The 16,522-nt window shown below is 55.0% G+C and carries 14 protein-coding genes; 5 read left to right on the plus strand and 9 right to left on the minus strand.

The features are described 5' to 3' along the window. The first annotated feature begins 1 nt into the window (after nt 1). Nucleotides 2–1,072, plus strand: coding sequence for a catabolic alanine racemase DadX (gene dadX / locus ACLI4M_RS19775; protein ID WP_133623766.1), 1,071 nt, complete (start codon nt 2–4; stop codon nt 1,070–1,072). Between the two features lie 2 nt (nt 1,073–1,074). Here dadX and ACLI4M_RS19780 read toward each other — a convergent pair whose 3' ends face one another. The 5 genes from ACLI4M_RS19780 to yeaG form a co-directional block, all read right to left on the minus strand. Further along, nucleotides 1,075–2,265, minus strand: a complete 1,191-nt coding sequence (locus ACLI4M_RS19780; protein ID WP_048915899.1) for a multidrug effflux MFS transporter — start codon at nt 2,263–2,265, stop codon at nt 1,075–1,077. A gap of 150 nt (nt 2,266–2,415) precedes the next feature. After that, the gene (gene wbaP / locus ACLI4M_RS19785) at nt 2,416–3,882 is read right to left on the minus strand and encodes an undecaprenyl-phosphate galactose phosphotransferase WbaP (protein WP_048915900.1); all 1,467 of its coding nucleotides are present in this window, start codon (nt 3,880–3,882) and stop codon (nt 2,416–2,418) included. 422 nt (nt 3,883–4,304) lie between these two features. Next, nucleotides 4,305–6,032: a potassium/proton antiporter gene (locus tag ACLI4M_RS19790; RefSeq protein ID WP_048915901.1), complete on the minus strand. Its 1,728-nt coding sequence runs from the start codon at nt 6,030–6,032 to the stop codon at nt 4,305–4,307. A 301-nt stretch (nt 6,033–6,333) separates the two neighbouring features. After that, nucleotides 6,334–7,614, minus strand: a complete 1,281-nt coding sequence (locus ACLI4M_RS19795) for a YeaH/YhbH family protein (protein ID WP_133623765.1) — start codon at nt 7,612–7,614, stop codon at nt 6,334–6,336. 69 nt (nt 7,615–7,683) lie between these two features. After that, nucleotides 7,684–9,618 carry a protein kinase YeaG gene (gene yeaG, locus ACLI4M_RS19800; protein WP_133623764.1) on the minus strand — a complete coding sequence of 645 codons (1,935 nt, stop codon included), beginning with the start codon at nt 9,616–9,618 and terminating at the stop codon, nt 7,684–7,686. 422 nt (nt 9,619–10,040) lie between these two features. Between yeaG and ACLI4M_RS19805 the strand changes: the two genes are divergently transcribed. Further along, nucleotides 10,041–10,790: a MipA/OmpV family protein gene (locus ACLI4M_RS19805; RefSeq protein WP_048915904.1), complete on the plus strand. Its 750-nt coding sequence runs from the start codon at nt 10,041–10,043 to the stop codon at nt 10,788–10,790. An 82-nt stretch (nt 10,791–10,872) separates the two neighbouring features. Continuing rightward, nucleotides 10,873–11,724: an aldo/keto reductase gene (locus ACLI4M_RS19810; protein WP_133623763.1), complete on the plus strand. Its 852-nt coding sequence runs from the start codon at nt 10,873–10,875 to the stop codon at nt 11,722–11,724. Nucleotides 11,725–11,751: 27 nt separating this feature from the next. Here ACLI4M_RS19810 and ACLI4M_RS19815 read toward each other — a convergent pair whose 3' ends face one another. Both ACLI4M_RS19815 and gapA read right to left on the minus strand, forming a co-directional pair. Next, on the minus strand, nt 11,752–12,630 hold the full coding sequence (locus ACLI4M_RS19815) for a D-hexose-6-phosphate mutarotase (RefSeq protein WP_133623762.1): 879 nt from the start codon (nt 12,628–12,630) through the stop codon (nt 11,752–11,754). 70 nt (nt 12,631–12,700) lie between these two features. Further along, nucleotides 12,701–13,696: a glyceraldehyde-3-phosphate dehydrogenase gene (gene gapA, locus ACLI4M_RS19820; protein WP_048915907.1), complete on the minus strand. Its 996-nt coding sequence runs from the start codon at nt 13,694–13,696 to the stop codon at nt 12,701–12,703. Between the two features lie 341 nt (nt 13,697–14,037). Between gapA and msrB the strand changes: the two genes are divergently transcribed. Further along, the gene (msrB, locus tag ACLI4M_RS19825) at nt 14,038–14,448 is read left to right on the plus strand and encodes a peptide-methionine (R)-S-oxide reductase MsrB (protein WP_133623760.1); all 411 of its coding nucleotides are present in this window, start codon (nt 14,038–14,040) and stop codon (nt 14,446–14,448) included. Between the two features lie 6 nt (nt 14,449–14,454). Further along, the gene (locus ACLI4M_RS19830; RefSeq protein ID WP_048915909.1) at nt 14,455–14,733 is read left to right on the plus strand and encodes a YeaC family protein; all 279 of its coding nucleotides are present in this window, start codon (nt 14,455–14,457) and stop codon (nt 14,731–14,733) included. A gap of 76 nt (nt 14,734–14,809) precedes the next feature. On the opposite strand, the gene pncA is transcribed toward ACLI4M_RS19830, so the two are convergent. Both pncA and ansA read right to left on the minus strand, forming a co-directional pair. Continuing rightward, nucleotides 14,810–15,424, minus strand: a complete 615-nt coding sequence (gene pncA / locus ACLI4M_RS19835; RefSeq protein WP_133623759.1) for a bifunctional nicotinamidase/pyrazinamidase — start codon at nt 15,422–15,424, stop codon at nt 14,810–14,812. Between the two features lie 15 nt (nt 15,425–15,439). Further along, a complete protein-coding gene (gene ansA / locus ACLI4M_RS19840; RefSeq protein ID WP_133623758.1) occupies nt 15,440–16,453 on the minus strand; it encodes an asparaginase in 1,014 nt (337 codons plus the stop codon). Nucleotides 16,454–16,522: the final 69 nt, after the last annotated feature.

Consider the following 16,522-nt stretch of genomic DNA (forward strand, 5'->3'; position numbering starts at 1 on the left):
TATGTCACGTCCGATTGTCGCAACGATTAATCGCGCCGCGTTGCGGCAAAACCTGGCAGTGGCGCGCCAGGCCGCCCGGAATTCGCGCCTGTGGTCCGTGGTGAAAGCCAACGCCTACGGACACGGTATTGAACGCGTCTGGGAAAGTCTGGCAGAGACCGATGGTTTTGCGCTGCTCGACCTCGAAGAGGCGATCCTGCTACGCGATCGCGGCTGGAGAAAGCCGATACTGCTGCTGGAAGGCTTCTTCCATCCCAGCGATATCGAACTGCTTGATCGCTACCGCCTGACCACCAGCGTGCACAGCAACTGGCAGATCAAAGCGCTGGCAGAGGCGAAACTCTCTGCGCCGCTGGATATCTACCTGAAAATGAACAGCGGGATGAATCGACTCGGCTTTCAGCCAGAGCAGGTGCACAACGTCTGGCAAAAACTGCGTTCGTTAGCTAACGTTGGCGAGATGACGCTGATGGCGCACTTTGCCGAAGCAGAGAGCGCAGAAGGCATCGTCGAGCCGATGCGGCGTATCAACCAGGCCGCGGAGGGACTGGACTGTGCGCGTTCGCTGGCTAACTCCGCCGCCACGCTGTGGCACCCAGAGACCCATCATAACTGGGTGCGGCCCGGCATTATTCTTTATGGCGCTTCCCCAAGCGGACAGTGGCAGGATATCGCCGGGAGTGGGCTGCAGCCGGTGATGAGTTTAAACACGGAAATAATCGGCATTCAGCAGCTGGCTGCCGGTGCCGCAGTCGGTTATGGCGCGCGCTATCGTGCCGCTGGCGAACAGCGTATCGGTGTGGTGGCCTGCGGCTACGCGGATGGCTACCCGCGCCACGCGCCGACCGGCACGCCGATCGTGGTCGACGGCACGTTAACACGCACCGTAGGGGCCATCTCAATGGATATGATCACGGTAGATTTAACGCCGTGCCCGCAGGCCGGTATCGGCAGCAAGGTTGAGCTGTGGGGCAATAACGTGAAGATTGATGACGTGGCGGCCGCTTCCGGCACCGTAGGTTACGAGCTGATGTGCGCGCTCGCCCGTCGGGTGCCGGTCGTCGTGGAGTAAACTTAGAGCGCGGTCAGCGTACCGCGCACTTTACGGCTCATCCGCCATGCGGTAAATGCCAGCAGTGCTCCGGCCACCATCATCAGCGCCAGTGCGGATTTCTCCGCCAGCGGCAGCGCCATCACCAGCAGTCCCGCAGAAGAACCCCCGGCCATCTGAATAAACCCAGCCAGCGCGGAAGCCACGCCTGCCTGCTGCTGATAAGGCTCCAGCGCATAGCTGGTGGCCGGACCGACGGTAAAGGCCAGACCCGCAACGGAAACCGCAACCGGGAGCATATACAGCGCCCAGTGGCTCTGCATACTTTCGGGGAACAGCATCACGCCAGCCATCAGCATCAGCGCGCCCAGCGTCATGGCCAGCGCGCCGCTCGCCAGGCAGATCGGGCGGCCCAGCTTGCGGATCATCTTATTGACCAGCACGCTCACCAGCATGATCCAGAATCCGTTCGCGCCAAAGGCAATCGAGAACTGCAGGGCACTGAGCTGGCCTTCGGTCATTAACACGTGCGGGGCGAGAGAAACGTAGGTCAGTACCATACCGAGCGCGCCCGCATTGGCAAAAGCAAAGGCGAGGAAACGCGGCTGGCGGAGGATCTGCCAGTACTGGCGCAGCGGCACTCCTTTGACTTTTTGCGTGTCGGCCGGTCGGGTTTCCGGCAGGAAGAAGATCACCAGCAGGCCAATAAACAGCGCATAGCCGGTCAGGAACCAGAAATTGGCGCGCCAGCCGAAAGCTTCAGCCAGAAATCCGCCGAGCATCGGTGCCAGCGCCGGGACAATGTTCAGTGCGCCATTCAGGAAGCCGTAAGCGCGCGCCGCTTCATCGCCATCAAGACGGTCGCGCACGCCGCTGAATGCCACCACGGCGGTGCAGCAGACGGCACAGCCCTGAATAATACGGGCGCTAAGAAACTGCGGCCAGCCCGTGGCGGTCGCGGCCAGCACGCTGCCGCCGACATACAGCAGCAGACCGATCAGCGCGATAGGCTTACGACCCAGATTGTCCACCAGCGGTCCGGCAATGATCTGCCCTAACCCCATAACCAGCAGAAACAGCGGGATAGTGGTCTGAATGGTGGTGACAGGCGTTGCCAGTCCGGCGGCGATATCCGGCAGCGTAGGTAAATAGAGGTCAATACCCAGCGGGGCAAGGAGCACCAGGCTGAGCAGTAGCAGCGTGAATTTTTGCATGGAATGGAGAGGTCCGAAGTAAAGCAAGCCGGACAGGGTAGAGATAACGCCGGGAAAAGAAAAGCAGAAAATGGCAAAAAGGGGAATTGAGGTGGCGATAGTCATGCCCGGCGGCACGGCATGACTATCGCAGACGGGCGTTACTGAGGATTAATAAGCACCGTCACGACGTAATACCACGCCTGCGGTTTTGAACAGAATGGCAATGTCGGTCCACAGCGCCCAGTTTTTAACATACCAGGAGTCGAAGTAGACGCGGGTGTCATAGTCGATATCGTTACGACCGCTGACCTGCCACAAACCGGTCATCCCCGGTTTAGCCATCAGGTAGTAGTCAACGTCACCGGCATAACGCTCCAGCTCGGCTTCAATAACCGGGCGCGGACCGACCAGACTCATTTCGCCGCGGATCACATTCCACAGCTGCGGCAGCTCATCAAGGCTGGTTTTACGCATAAACGAACCGATTTTGGTCACGCGCGGGTCGTTTTTCAGCTTGAAGTCTTTATCCCACTCGGCGCGGGCTTCTTCGCTGGTCGCCAGCAGCTTCTCCAGCACTTCTTTGGAGTTCATTACCATTGAACGGAACTTCAGGCATTTAAATTTCTTGCCGTCCTGGCCCACGCGCTCGTGACCGTAGATTGGGCTGCCGCCGTCACGGCTGACCATCCAGCAAATCAGGCCAAAGGCCGGGGCGAGCAGCAGCAGCAGCATTGAGGCCACTACGATGTCAAACATGCGCTTGAGGAAGCGGGAAGAGCGCTTTGCCAGATTGTTGCTGACGCGCAGCAGCATCACTTCATGACTGAAGATAAAGGACATGTCTGTACCATACAGCGGCACGCCACGCAGGGTAGGTACCACTGAGACCGAACGGCATTTTTTCTTCGACAGCAGCTTGAGCCACTTATCGCGGATTGCACGCTGGTCGTTCTCCATCGCCACGATAAACTGGGTGTTATCGAGGTCGACGGTATCCCAGACGATATCTTTATGGGTGATAACCGGAATGCCGTTAAAGCTTTCAGGACCGCTTTCACCGGCCGGTGCGACGAACGCTTTCACATCATAGCCCAGCAGCTCTTCGCTCTGTAATGCGGCATAAGCTTCCCGGGCATTTCTGCCCGAGCCGATAATGATGGTGTGCTTCTGCCACTGACCTGCTTTCAGAATGGCATTCTTCACGCATGAGCGCAGTAGCGGAACCAGAATCAGCGCGTAGATCCAGGTAAAACTCCACAGCATGCGGGAGAAATCCCATTTAGAAAACGCAATCAGGGCCAGATCCAGCAGCGAGAAAATCACCAGAGTTTTGATAATCTCTTTTAATTCAAACCAGAATGGCTTGCGATAAGTATAGTGGCGCAGTCGCATCCAGAACCAGGCGGTACACAATACTGACATGACGGACTGGGCAATAAAGCGCACTTCAACTTCCTGCGGTGGAATAAATATATCCAGATTACCCCAAATACCCTGCAGGGTGGCAGCAGAAAGGAACAGTGCCAGGTTAATCGAAAGTAAATCTGAAAAGCTTAATGCGACTTTCGCGATGACGTTTTTTCTTGTGCCGCTAAACGTGCGGCGACGGTCATTCAGTACCAGAGTACTTGCCATAATGCCTGCTCTCTTTTCATGAGGAATCAGTAACCTGACGGGAATAAAGCACGCGTCAAGGCGTCGCTACATCAAACCTTCACGGTTATCCGGACTGACTTTAATGTTTCTGTTGTGTGACAAAATCAGGGCAGCGGAGCGGTGATGAAAAAGGCCACCACGCAATTCCGTCATAATTGAAGAGATGAGTATGCAGGAGTTATTTGGCTTAGTTAATACGGGAAAATCCTAAAAGACGATGAAAAATCGAACAGGATAATTCTGAAAGGTAAAATAAGCGCAGCGGTAATTTAAAACTTAAAAAATGTGGTTATGACAATAAGATAACAATAAAGCCCCCGTTTGATGAAAATGAAAACCGCCAGCGGCAATTATGGCGGTTTTCGGATTATCCCTATCTCAGCGGCAAGCGAGAAATGACGTTACTCCTTCTCTTCCTGAACCCTTACGCCAATCTTGACGATCTCATTGGCTTCTTTTTCTGCCACGGTCCAGATCATATTTTTCCATTCAACCTGGTCCCCGACCACCGGCGCGCCGCCGATGATGCCGGATACCAGCTGGCCCAGCGTCTGCTGGCTGTTGGCCTCTTCATCCAGGTCGATGCCATAGATCTCTGACACGTCGTGCAAACGCGCATCAGCCTGCAGAATAAAGTCACCAAAGAAGCGCTGGTCGAGGGCGACAGGCGGCGACTGGCTGAACAGCTTACCGAGCGCAGGCAGGTCGCGCTCGCGGCCAATCACGCACAGTACATCGTTCTCACGCAGTCGCGTGCTGCCGGTGGGGTGCAGCAGCAGGTTATCGCGAAACAGCGCGGCGATGCGCGTTTCACGCGGCATCTTCAGGTCGCGCAGCGCCGCACCTACGCACCATTTGTCGGCGCTTAGCTGATAGACGAACTGCTCCCACGGATTCTCCGGATGGATGTCGAGGCCGACGCGGGAGATTGGCGAAGCCATGGGGGGCACAATCACCCTGGCTTTGCGCGCCGCCCAGCCCAGCGAGGTGCCCTGAACCATCAGCGACACCAGCACCACGAAGAAGGCGATATTGAAGAACAGCGGGGCGTGAGGCAATCCGGCCATCATCGGAAACACCGCCAGGATAATCGGTACTGCGCCGCGCAGCCCCACCCAGCTGATAAATATGCGCTCGCGAATATTAAAGCCGCGAAACGGCAGCAGCCCGATGATGATTGACAGCGGGCGAGCTACCAGGATCAGGCACAGCGACAGCAAAGTGGCAGGCAGCGCGATGTGCCACAGGTCGGTCGGGTTTACCAGCAGTCCCAGCACCAGGAACATGCCAATCTGGCTAAGCCAGGCCATACCGTCGAAGGTCTGCAGGATGCCGTGGCGATTGCGAATTGGGCGGTTGCCCAGTACAAAGCCGCACAGGTAGACGGCGAGGATACCGCTGCCTTCCAGCACGGTCGTCAGCGCAAAGACCAGAATCCCACCGCTGACCGCCAGCAGAGGGTAGAGGCCGCCCGCGAGAGAGACGCGGTTAATCATTTGCAGCAGCGCCCAGCCGCCGCCCAGCCCAAGCACGATCCCAAGGCCAAACTGCTGCACCAGATGCACCACAAACATCCAGCTCAGCCCGCTTTGCCCCTGCTGGATCATCTCAATCAGGGTGATGGTCAGGAACACCGCCATCGGGTCGTTGCTGCCGGACTCAATCTCCAGCGTGGCGCTGACGCGCTCGTTGAGACCTTTGCCGCCCAGCAGGGAGAACACGGCTGCAGCATCGGTAGAGCCGATAATTGCCCCGACGAGAAAACCGTTCATCAGATTAAGGTCGAACAGCCAGGCGGCAGCCAGACCGGTCAGCCCGGCGGTGATCAGTACTCCCACCGTTGCCAGCGACAGCGCCGGTCCGAGCGCCACCTTAAAGGAGCTGGCCTGAGTACGCATGCCGCCGTCCAGCAGGATGATGGCCAGCGCAAGGTTACTGATCAGATAGGCTGCCGGATAGTTGTCAAAGGCAATGCCGCCGATGCCGTCAATCCCGGCAAGCATACCGAGGGCGAGAAAGATAACTAATATCGGGATGCCCAGCTTAGATGAGAAAGAGCTGAGCAGAATGCTCGAAGCTACCAGCACTGAACCAATGATGAAAAGACTGTAGATCGCGCTGGCTTCCAATGGGCATTTCTCCTGTGAAGATTAAAACCTGTTTTTACAGTGTGTTGTAACAGCCGGTATAAAGTCAAAACCCGAAGGTCACTGATTGGCATTCTGAGGGTACTATTTTAGCCAGAATAAAATATCGCATAAAGTCATGAAACAAATGCTGATGAGTGCGATAAAAGGTCGCTTTATTTCGTGGATTGAAGCGAAAGGCGGGTAGTGAGGGGAAATCTGCCGCTTAAAGCGGCGTCGTCACCCTGGCACCAGGTGATTCTACGGGAAAAGGGTTGACCAGGCGACCGGTCAACCCGCTGGTTTAATAATTCTCTTCGGCCTGCTTGTGAAACAGCTCGCGGAATACCGGGTAGATATCTTCCGGCTCACGAATGTGCTGAATGGCGAAGTTATCAAACGTCGACTGCAGATGTTCATACTCACGCCACAGGGTTTGATGAGCACGCCGGGTGATTTCTATATAGCTGTAGTAACGCACCACCGGCAGGATGTTTTTTGCCAGGATCTCATGACACAGCGGCGAGTCATCGGCCCAGTTGTCGCCATCGGAGGCCTGTGCGGCATAGATATTCCACTGCGCCGGGTCATAGCGCTCTTTAACCACTTCATCCATCAGTTTTAACGCGCTGGAGACGATAGTGCCGCCGGTCTCCTGCGAGTAGAAGAACTCCTGTTCATCCACTTCTTTCGCCTGAGTGTGATGACGGATATACACCACATCCACGTTCTTGTAAGTGCGGCTGAGGAACAGATACAGCAGGATATAAAAGCGCTTCGCCATATCCTTGGTAGCCTGATCCATGGAACCCGAAACGTCCATCAGGCAGAACATCACCGCCTGGCTGGAGGGCTCCGGGCGCTTCTCGAAGTTCTTATAACGTAAGTCAAAGGTGTCAATAAACGGCACGCGTTTAATGCGCGCGCGCAGTTCGGCAATCTCTTTACGCAGCCGCTCTTCTTCGAGCAGCTGAGCCGGTTCGCTGTTCTCCACTTTCAGCAGGGTGGCTTCCAGTTCGCCCAGCTCGCGCCGCTTGCCGGCGGTCATGGCGGTGCGCCGCGCCAGAGAGTTTTGCAGTGACCGCACCACGCTGATGTTGGCTGGAACGCCGTTAGCGGTGTAGCCGGCGCGGTGGGTTTTATATTCATTCATCTGCCGGTGCTGATTTTTCTTCAGGTTAGGCAGTGCCAGATCTTCAAACAGCAGGTCGAGATACTCATCTTTCGAGATGTTGAAGACAAATTCATCCTGTCCCTCACCATCCTGTCCGGCATTTCCCTGACCGCTACCGCCGCCACCGCCGCCGCCCTGCGGGCGCTCAACGCGGTCGTTTTGGACAAAGTGGTCATTACCTGGATGAACGCGATGACGCTGGCCGCCGCGCCCCTGGTGGAAACTCGGTTCATTGATATCTTCAACAGGAATAGAGACGGATTCGCCGCTTTCAACGTCGGTAACCGAACGCTTATTAATGGCCTCGGAGATCGACTGTTTGATTTGCGACTTATAGCGGCGCAAGAAGCGCTGGCGGTTCACCGCGCTCTTGTTTTTGCCGTTAAGACGCCGATCGATAAAATAGGCCATAGCTCCCCCAAACAACGTTGCAATCCGGGTCAGGGACCGGCCCTGACCCGATTGGATGCGACTTTCTGGTTACGACGATTTTCTCACGCGCAGATACCATTCGCACAGCAGACGTACCTGTTTGCGGGTGTACCCTTTTTCCATCATACGGTCGACGAAATCGTCGTGTTTCTTCTGTTCGTCGGTCGACGTTTTGGCGTTAAATGAAATGACCGGCAGCAGCTCCTCAGTATTCGAGAACATTTTCTTCTCGATCACGGTGCGCAGCTTCTCGTAGCTGGTCCAGTTCGGATTACGACCATTGTTATGCGCCCGGGCGCGCAGCACGAAGTTGACGATCTCATTACGGAAGTCTTTCGGGTTACTGATCCCGGCTGGCTTCTCAATTTTCTCCAGTTCGGCATTCAGGGATTCACGGTCAAACAGCTGGCCGGTGTCCGGATCGCGGTACTCCTGATCCTGAATCCAGAAGTCAGCGTAGGTGACATAGCGATCAAAAATGTTCTGGCCATATTCGGAGTAGGACTCCAGATAGGCAGTCTGGATCTCTTTGCCAATGAACTCGGCGTATTTCGGGATCAGATAGCCTTTCAGATGCTCGAGATATTTCTCTGCCTGCTCCTGTGGGAACTGCTCACGGTCAATCTGCTGTTCCAGCACGTAAAACAGATGCACCGGGTTAGCTGCTACTTCGACATGGTCAAAGTTAAACACGCGCGACAAAATTTTGAAGGCAAAGCGGGTAGATAACCCGTTCATTCCCTCATCGACGCCAGCGTAATCACGATACTCCTGGTAAGACTTCGACTTAGGGTCGGTGTCTTTCAGGCTTTCACCATCATACACGCGCATTTTTGAGTAGGTGCTGGAGTTTTCCGGCTCTTTCAGGCGCGACAGGATAGAGAAGCGTGCCAGGGTTTCCAGCGTGCCGGGCGCGCAAGGTGCATGGGTCAGCTCACTGTTGACCAGCAGTTTCTCGTAGATTTTTATCTCTTCAGAAACGCGCAGGCAATAAGGCACTTTGACGATGTAGACACGGTCTAAGAACGCTTCGTTGTTCTTGTTATTACGGAACGTTACCCACTCAGATTCGTTCGAGTGCGCAAGGATAATCCCGTTAAATGGCAGGGCGGAGATACCTTCCGTCCCGTTATAGTTCCCTTCCTGGGTGGCGGTCAGCAGCGGATGCAGCACTTTAATCGGTGCTTTAAACATCTCGACGAATTCCATAATCCCCTGGTTAGCACGGCATAACGCGCCTGAATAACCGTAAGCATCCGGATCGTTCTGGGCGTGGTTTTCCAGTTTACGGATGTCGACTTTACCCACCAGTGCGGAGATATCCTGGTTGTTTTCATCGCCCGGTTCAGTTTTGGCAATCGCCACCTGTTCCAGAATTGACGGCCAGACTTTCACCACTTTGAAGCGGGTGATGTCACCGCCAAATTCATGCAGGCGTTTAGCCGCCCACGGCGACATGATGGTGCCAAGATAACGGCGCGGGACGCCATACTCTTTATCCAGAATATGGGCATCTTCCTGCGGGTTAAACAGGCACAGCGGATGGTCATTAACCGGGCTGCGCTCGCCGTCAGCGGTCAGCACGTAAATGGGTACGCGCTGCATTAAAGATTTTAGCCGCTCAGCCAGTGAGGATTTACCGCCACCGACCGGGCCGAGCAGATAGAGAATTTGTTTCTTCTCTTCCAGCCCCTGCGCCGCGTGCTTCAGGTAGGAGACGATCTGTTCAATCGCATCCTCCATACCATAAAACTCTTCGAACGCCGGGTAGCGTGCGACCACACGGTTAGAGAACAGTCGGGAAAGGCGTGGCTCCAGGGCGGTGTCCACCATTACTGGCTCACCGATAGCCATTAACAGTCGTTCCGCCGCGTTGGCGTATGCACTGCGATCCTGCCGGCAAACCGCAAGGAACTCCTGCAGTGTGAACTCTTCGTCCTTGGCAGCTTCATAACGCTGACGATAGTGATCGAATATATTCATGGCGATGCCCGTCCTTTCGTTTTTAGCACAGGTACCAGGAGCCTAATTGGGGTCAGCCCCTGAAGGAACTTGTTAATGAGTACAGCAACCCTTATGCCAACCTGACTGTTTTAGCGGAAAACACAATTTTTTTTGGTTACTCTGCTCGTCAAAATTTAGCGTCTTACAATTAAGCGTAGATCGCATTTAGGAAATTTCCTGAACCGCTCGACATTTTCAATGAAATTTCAATAACAAAGTCATTTTGTCACTAAGCGCTGGCCTTAACTGATGCGGGCTGAGGCGGTTTTCGTCAGAACAATGGTCAATTTTTAACAGTTCAATTGATTCTAAGTGCTACCAGTTGTGTAAATATCTGACTAACAATCCACTTACTGTTTAAACTATTACGCTGATTGTTATATTTATGGAACGGATAAATTGTGAACCATTTCAAAGTTACCGCGCTTGCTGCCTTTTTACCTCTCTGTTTTGCGGCACCCTTCGCACAGGCGAACCCACTGACGCTGGGCGCTTCACTGCTTTATAGCCAGAGCCCATATAAGAGCGGCCAGGACCGTTATTACCCTGTTCCCATCGTCAATTATGAGGGCGACAGTTTCTACATTCGCAGCCTGCAGGCGGGTTATTACCTGTGGAAAGACAGCCAGGATCAGCTGTCATTAACCGTGCTGGGTTCCCCGCAGAACTTCGACCCGGATGATGTGGATGATGGTGATATGAAGTCGCTGAATAAGCGTCATATGACTCTGATGGGCGGTGTGGCTTATCGTCATAGTGCCGACTGGGGTATCGTGCGTACCACGTTGGTTGGCGATATGCTCGATAACAGTAACGGAATAATCTGGGATCTGACCTATCTGTACCGCTTCGAATTTGGCCGTTTCAGCCTGACGCCGGGCATCGGTGCGCTGTGGAACAGCTCGAATCAGAACGACTACTATTACGGGATTTCCTCTGCTGAATCTCGCCGCAGCGGTCTGGACAGTTACGATCCTGACAGCAGCTGGAGCCCCTATCTGGAAGTGACCGCCGGCTGGAAAATTGCCGACAGCTGGAATGCCACGCTTTCAGGCCGCTACACCCGTCTGGGCAGTGATATCAAGGATAGCCCGATGGTGGACCAGGATTCTCAGGTTCTGCTATGGACCGGAGTCAGCTATACCTTCTGACGCTGCAGGTATGCACTGATAAAGGGCGCTCTGCGCCCTTTTGCACATCTGTAGCGCACCAATAAAGTGCATGGAGATTGCGATGAGCCGAATTGTTACCTTTGCTGATGGAACCCCCTTGCCTGCGATTGGACAGGGGACCTGGTATATGGGGGAGAGCCCGGATTTGCAACGCCAGGAAGTGAGCGCATTACAGGCCGGACTGGATTGCGGGTTAACGCTGATTGATACGGCTGAAATGTATGCTGACGGCAGGGCGGAAGAAGTGGTTGGCGTGGCGCTGAAACAGCGCCGTGACCAGGCGTTCGTCGTGTCAAAAGTTTACCCCTGGCACGCCGGGCAGTTGGAGGCGATTGAAGCCTGCGAGCGCAGCCTACAACGTCTGCAAACGGATTATCTCGATCTCTACTTGCTGCACTGGCGCGGCAATATCCCGCTGGAGGAGACGCTACGGGCAATGGAGCAGCTGCAGAGCCAGGGCAAAATTCGCCGCTGGGGCGTATCCAATTTTGACGTCGAGGATATGCAGGAGCTGCTGGCTGAAGAGGGCGGAGAGCATTGCGCAACTAATCAGGTGCTGTACCATCTGGCCTCACGCGGTATTGAGTATGATCTGCTGCCGGAATGTCAGCAGCGGGCAATGCCGGTGATGGCCTACTGCCCGCTGGCACAGGCCGGAAAATTGCGCAGCGAGCTGATGCAACACCCGACGCTACGCGATATTGCACAACAAAAGGGCATCAGCGTCGCTCAGCTGCTGCTGGCATGGGCAATCCGCAAAGAAGGGGTACTGGCCATTCCTAAAGCCAGCACTATTGCCCATGTGCAGGAGAATGCGGCTGCACTTGAGGTGACCTTATCCAGTGCGGAGCTGGCGCTGATTAACCAGGCTTACCCGCCCCCGGTCAGCAAAATGCCGCTGGATGTGGTGTAAGGAGCGGCGTTAGCCGCCCCTGAGCGATTAAACTTTGCTACGCACCCGGAAGGTGGTTGCCAGCCGCGCCGGGTTTTCTCCGGCACTTTTCATCGCGCTGCTGACGTGGGCGGTTTCGACGCAGACCATGGTTTGATAGCCGTCATTCGCCATATCCCCCATGCTGCATGAGAGTTCAGCCCCCGGGTTCCACGTGACAACGTCACTATGATGATGGTGGTAGACCTCAACAACGCGCTGACCCGCCTTGTCGTTAATGACGCTGCAATCCGCTGGCGCGGTATAGATGCGGTCAATGCGCTGCGGATAGGTCTGCTTACCGTCGTCTGAATGCCCCTCAACGCCGTTATTAACCTTATCGATAAAGCGGTTGCCAAGCCCGCTCACCTCTACGCCCTGAATATCCGCGACTGCAAAATAGCTGTGCAGGGCCGCAGTCGCCTCAAAGTCACCGTGGGCTTCCAGCTCAATTTCGCAGCGGTCGCTGAAGCGGAAACGGGCAAACAGGGTGAAATCATGCGGCCACAGCTTCTTAGTCTGTTCGTTGCTTTCCAGCACCAGCGTCAGCACCACGCTGTCAGCATTCTCATCGTGGGCGGAGAGTTTCCACGGCAGGTTACGGGCGAATCCATGCGCAGGTTCACCGGCAGGGCCGAACCATGGCCAGCAGATCGGGACGCCGCCGCGAATGGCTTTCCCGCTGTTCCACGCGGTTTTGTCGCTGAGCCAGATGACCGGCTTCTCGCCTGAAGGCTGCCAGGCAATCAGCTGGGCGCCCTGCAGGGTGACGGCAGCGCGGACTTTAGGATGGGTGACGACGATTGTCGGCAGTTCACCTATCTGGCGCTGGGTGATGTAGGGGCTAATTTGGTTAATGACCGGCAGTGAAAAAAGTTTCTCGTTCATGAGTCAGCCTTCTGAAATTTAACCATAAAAAAAGGGCGACTCACGTCGCCCTCAGATTCTCTCGCGTCGCTTATTTAGCGATGTGAGCAACCAGGTCCAGGACCTTGTTGGAGTAACCAGTTTCGTTATCGTACCAGGAAACCAGCTTAACGAAAGTGTCGCTCAGTGCGATACCGGCTTTCGCATCGAAGATTGAAGTCAGCGTTTCGCCGTTGAAATCGGTAGAAACAACTTCGTCTTCGGTGTAGCCCAGAACGCCTTTCATTTCGCCTTCGGCAGCAGCTTTGATTGCAGCACAAATTTCTTTGTAAGATGCAGGCTTAGCCAGACGTGCAGTCAGGTCAACAACGGAAACGTTAGGGGTAGGAACGCGGAACGCCATACCAGTCAGTTTGCCGTTCAGCTCAGGGATCACTTTACCTACGGCCTTAGCAGCACCGGTAGAAGAAGGGATGATGTTCTGGGATGCGCCGCGGCCGCCGCGCCAGTCTTTGTGAGACGGGCCATCAACAGTTTTCTGAGTCGCGGTGGTTGCATGCACAGTGGTCATCAGGGCTTCAACGATACCGAACTTGTCGTTGATCACTTTAGCCAGTGGTGCCAGGCAGTTGGTGGTGCAAGATGCGTTAGAAACGATATCCTGGCCAGCGTATGACTTGTGGTTCACGCCCATAACGAACATTGGGGTGTCATCTTTAGATGGGCCAGTCAGAACAACTTTCTTAGCGCCAGCTTCGATGTGTTTACGGGCAGTTTCGTCGGTCAGGAAGATACCGGTCGCTTCTGCAACCACATCCACACCGACTTCATCCCACTTCAGGTTAGCCGGATCGCGCTCAGCGGTAACACGGATGGTTTTGCCGTTAACAACCAGGTGGCCGTCTTTGACTTCCACGGTGCCGTTGAAGCGGCCGTGAGTAGAGTCATATTTCAGCATGTAAGCCATGTACTCGGCGTCCAGCAGATCGTTGATGGCAACGATTTCTACATCAGAACGTTCCTGAGCAGCACGGAAAACAATGCGACCGATACGGCCAAAACCGTTGATACCTACTTTGATAGTCATATATTCCACCAGCTTGTTGATAGTGAATAAAAGGTTGGCTGTAAAATTACAAAAACCTTACCAGGCGTCAAGCGGAATCGTGTCAATTGTTGCGACAAATCAAACTGTCGAGCAGGAATTATTCGACACAAAACCTATTTCTTGACCCGCGAACTACATTGATATTGGGATACTGTGCCCGAATATAAAGGGATGGTCGATCCGAATGGTGATCTGCATCACAGTTTGAGATATGACAGAATTCTCTCAGCGCCCGGACGCGAAAAATTCACCTGATCTTGTTAAGTATTTGTTAGAATACTCAGCGATCTTTTCAGAACAACACTGCCAGAGAGTCTAGCATGGCTAATGAAAATACACCTTTCTCACCCGAAAATGAGTTGAACGATATGCAGCGCTACGTCACCCAGCAGCGCGGCACCGAACCTCCGTACTCCGGTAAACTGTTGCATAACAAAGACCAGGGCATATACCACTGTCTGGTGTGCAAAGCTCCGCTGTTCCTGTCGGGCAGTAAATATGATTCCGGCTGCGGCTGGCCGAGCTTCTATGAACCCTACAGTGATGAAGCTATTCGCTATCTGGAAGACGATTCCCACGGTATGCAGCGCGTTGAGATCCGCTGCGGCAGCTGCGATGCCCACCTGGGGCATGTGTTCCCGGACGGCCCGCAGCCGACCGGAGAGCGCTTCTGCGTGAACTCTGCCTCGCTGAGCTTCACCGACGAAGACGGCAACAGCACTCGGGGGTAAGGCATAATGGAACTGGATGAAATGATTGCCAGCATGACGCCGGAAGTGTATCAGCGTCTGGCGACGGCGGTAGAAACCGGCAAGTGGGCTGACGGCGTGGCATTAACCGCAGAGCAGAAAGAGAACAGCCTGCAGCTGGTGTTGCTATGGCAGGCGCGTCACAACGATAACCCGCAGCATATGAGCGTGGCGAAGGGCGGGGAGATCGTGACCAAGAGTAAGAAACAGCTGAAAGAAGAGTTTGGCATTGGCGATGACGACGTCACGCAAATCACGCTGCAGTAAATTATTCCTGCAGGAATAATTCGTACAAAGAATCGCCGGCCCGGTCTGCTGACTGCCCGGCGATTTTTTTATCCCTTCAGAGGATCACCGCTCCGGCGTTGGCCATCTCTTGCAGCGCTTTCTGGCTGTCATCCGGCCTAAGGTTGACACCACGGCAGCCTGCGGACACCAGCGTCACCTGATAACCGAGTGCCAGCGCATCCAGCACGCTGTATTTCACGCAGTAGTCCGTTGCCAGCCCCATTACCGTCAGTGAGGTGACTGCGTGCTGCTGCAACCACGCGTGCAGATGCGTCTGCTGACGCTGCCCGTTGTCAAAAAACGCGCTGTAGCTGTCAATCTGCGGATTTTCGCCTTTACAGATCTGCGTGCTAATCAGCGAGCGGTCCAGCTCAGGATGCAGCTCGGCGCCTGGGCTGTGCTGGATAGCGTGATCCGGCCACCACACCTGGGGTAAACCATGCAGTTCACCCACGGTGCCGGGGATATTACCCGCCGTGGAGGCAAAACTACCGTGCCCGGCAGGGTGCCAGTCGAGCGTGGCGATGACCGGCTCACCGCGCGCGCAGAACTCAGCCGCCAGCCGATTAGCCACCGCGATAGTCTGGTCGCCATCGGCCACCGCCAGCGCGCCGCCCGGACAGAAATCATTCTGTAAGTCGATGAGTAACAGTGCCTGACGTGCGCTCATACCACTCTCCCCGGGTTAATCCTGAGTTAATTCACCGCGCAGGTTCTGCGTCATAAGCTGGCGGATCTCTTCACTGCTCAGATCCTGGCTCAGCAGGAAGTGCAGCTTGGTCAGCGTGGCTTCCACGGTCAGGTCAGCTCCGCTGATCACACCGGCGTGTGCCAGGGCATTGCCGGTGGCGTAACCGCCCATGTTCACTTTGCCGGACATGCACTGGGTCAGATTAACCACCACGATACCACGGTCAGACGCTTCCTGAAGTTCGCGCAGGAACTCTTTATTCTGCGGCGCGTTACCGACGCCGTAGGAGCGCAGGATCAGCGCTTTCACCGGCTGCTGCAGGAAGTTACTCACCACTTCTGACGAAATCCCCGGGTAAATCGTCACCACGCCAATCGGCTGCGGCGTAATGGGATGAACGATCAGCTCACCGTTGCCGGTCGGGGCCGCTGGCGTATTGAGGCGGCGAATATGGATACCAGCTTCCAGCAGCGGGGCCAGGTTGGGCGAAGCGAAGGCGTTAAAGCCATCGGCGTGCGCCTTAGTGGTGCGATTACCGCGGAACAGGGTGTTGTTGAAGAACAGCGTCACTTCATTGATCGGGTAGTTTGCTGCGACAAACAGCGAGTTAAGCAGGTTCTGCTGCCCGTCAGAGCGCAGCTGCTCCAGCGGGATCTGTGACCCTGTCACGATGACCGGCTTCGCCAGATTCTCCAGCATAAAGGAGAGCGCAGAGGCGGTGAACGCCATGGTGTCGGTGCCATGCAGGATCACGAAACCATCGTAGTTATCATAGTTCTGGCGAATATCATCCGCAATCGATTGCCAGTCCTGCGGCGTCATGTCCGAGGAGTCAATCAGCGGGGCGTATTCGTGGATGGTGAAATCTGGCATTTCCGGGCGATGGAATTCTGGCATATTTGCCAGCTGATTTTGCAGGTGGCCGGAAACAGGGATAAAGCCGTGTTCGGAACGCTGCATGCCGATGGTACCGCCGGTGTAGGCGACATAAATCGATTTCTTTTGCATTGGTTAACTCAGGGCTTGCCGAAAAGGCGCAGTATAAGGGGAATTGTCAGGAAAACCAGCCCGACCAGA

The organism is Erwinia sp. LJJL01 (assembly GCF_047300805.2).
Classification (GTDB): domain Bacteria; phylum Pseudomonadota; class Gammaproteobacteria; order Enterobacterales; family Enterobacteriaceae; genus Erwinia; species Erwinia aphidicola.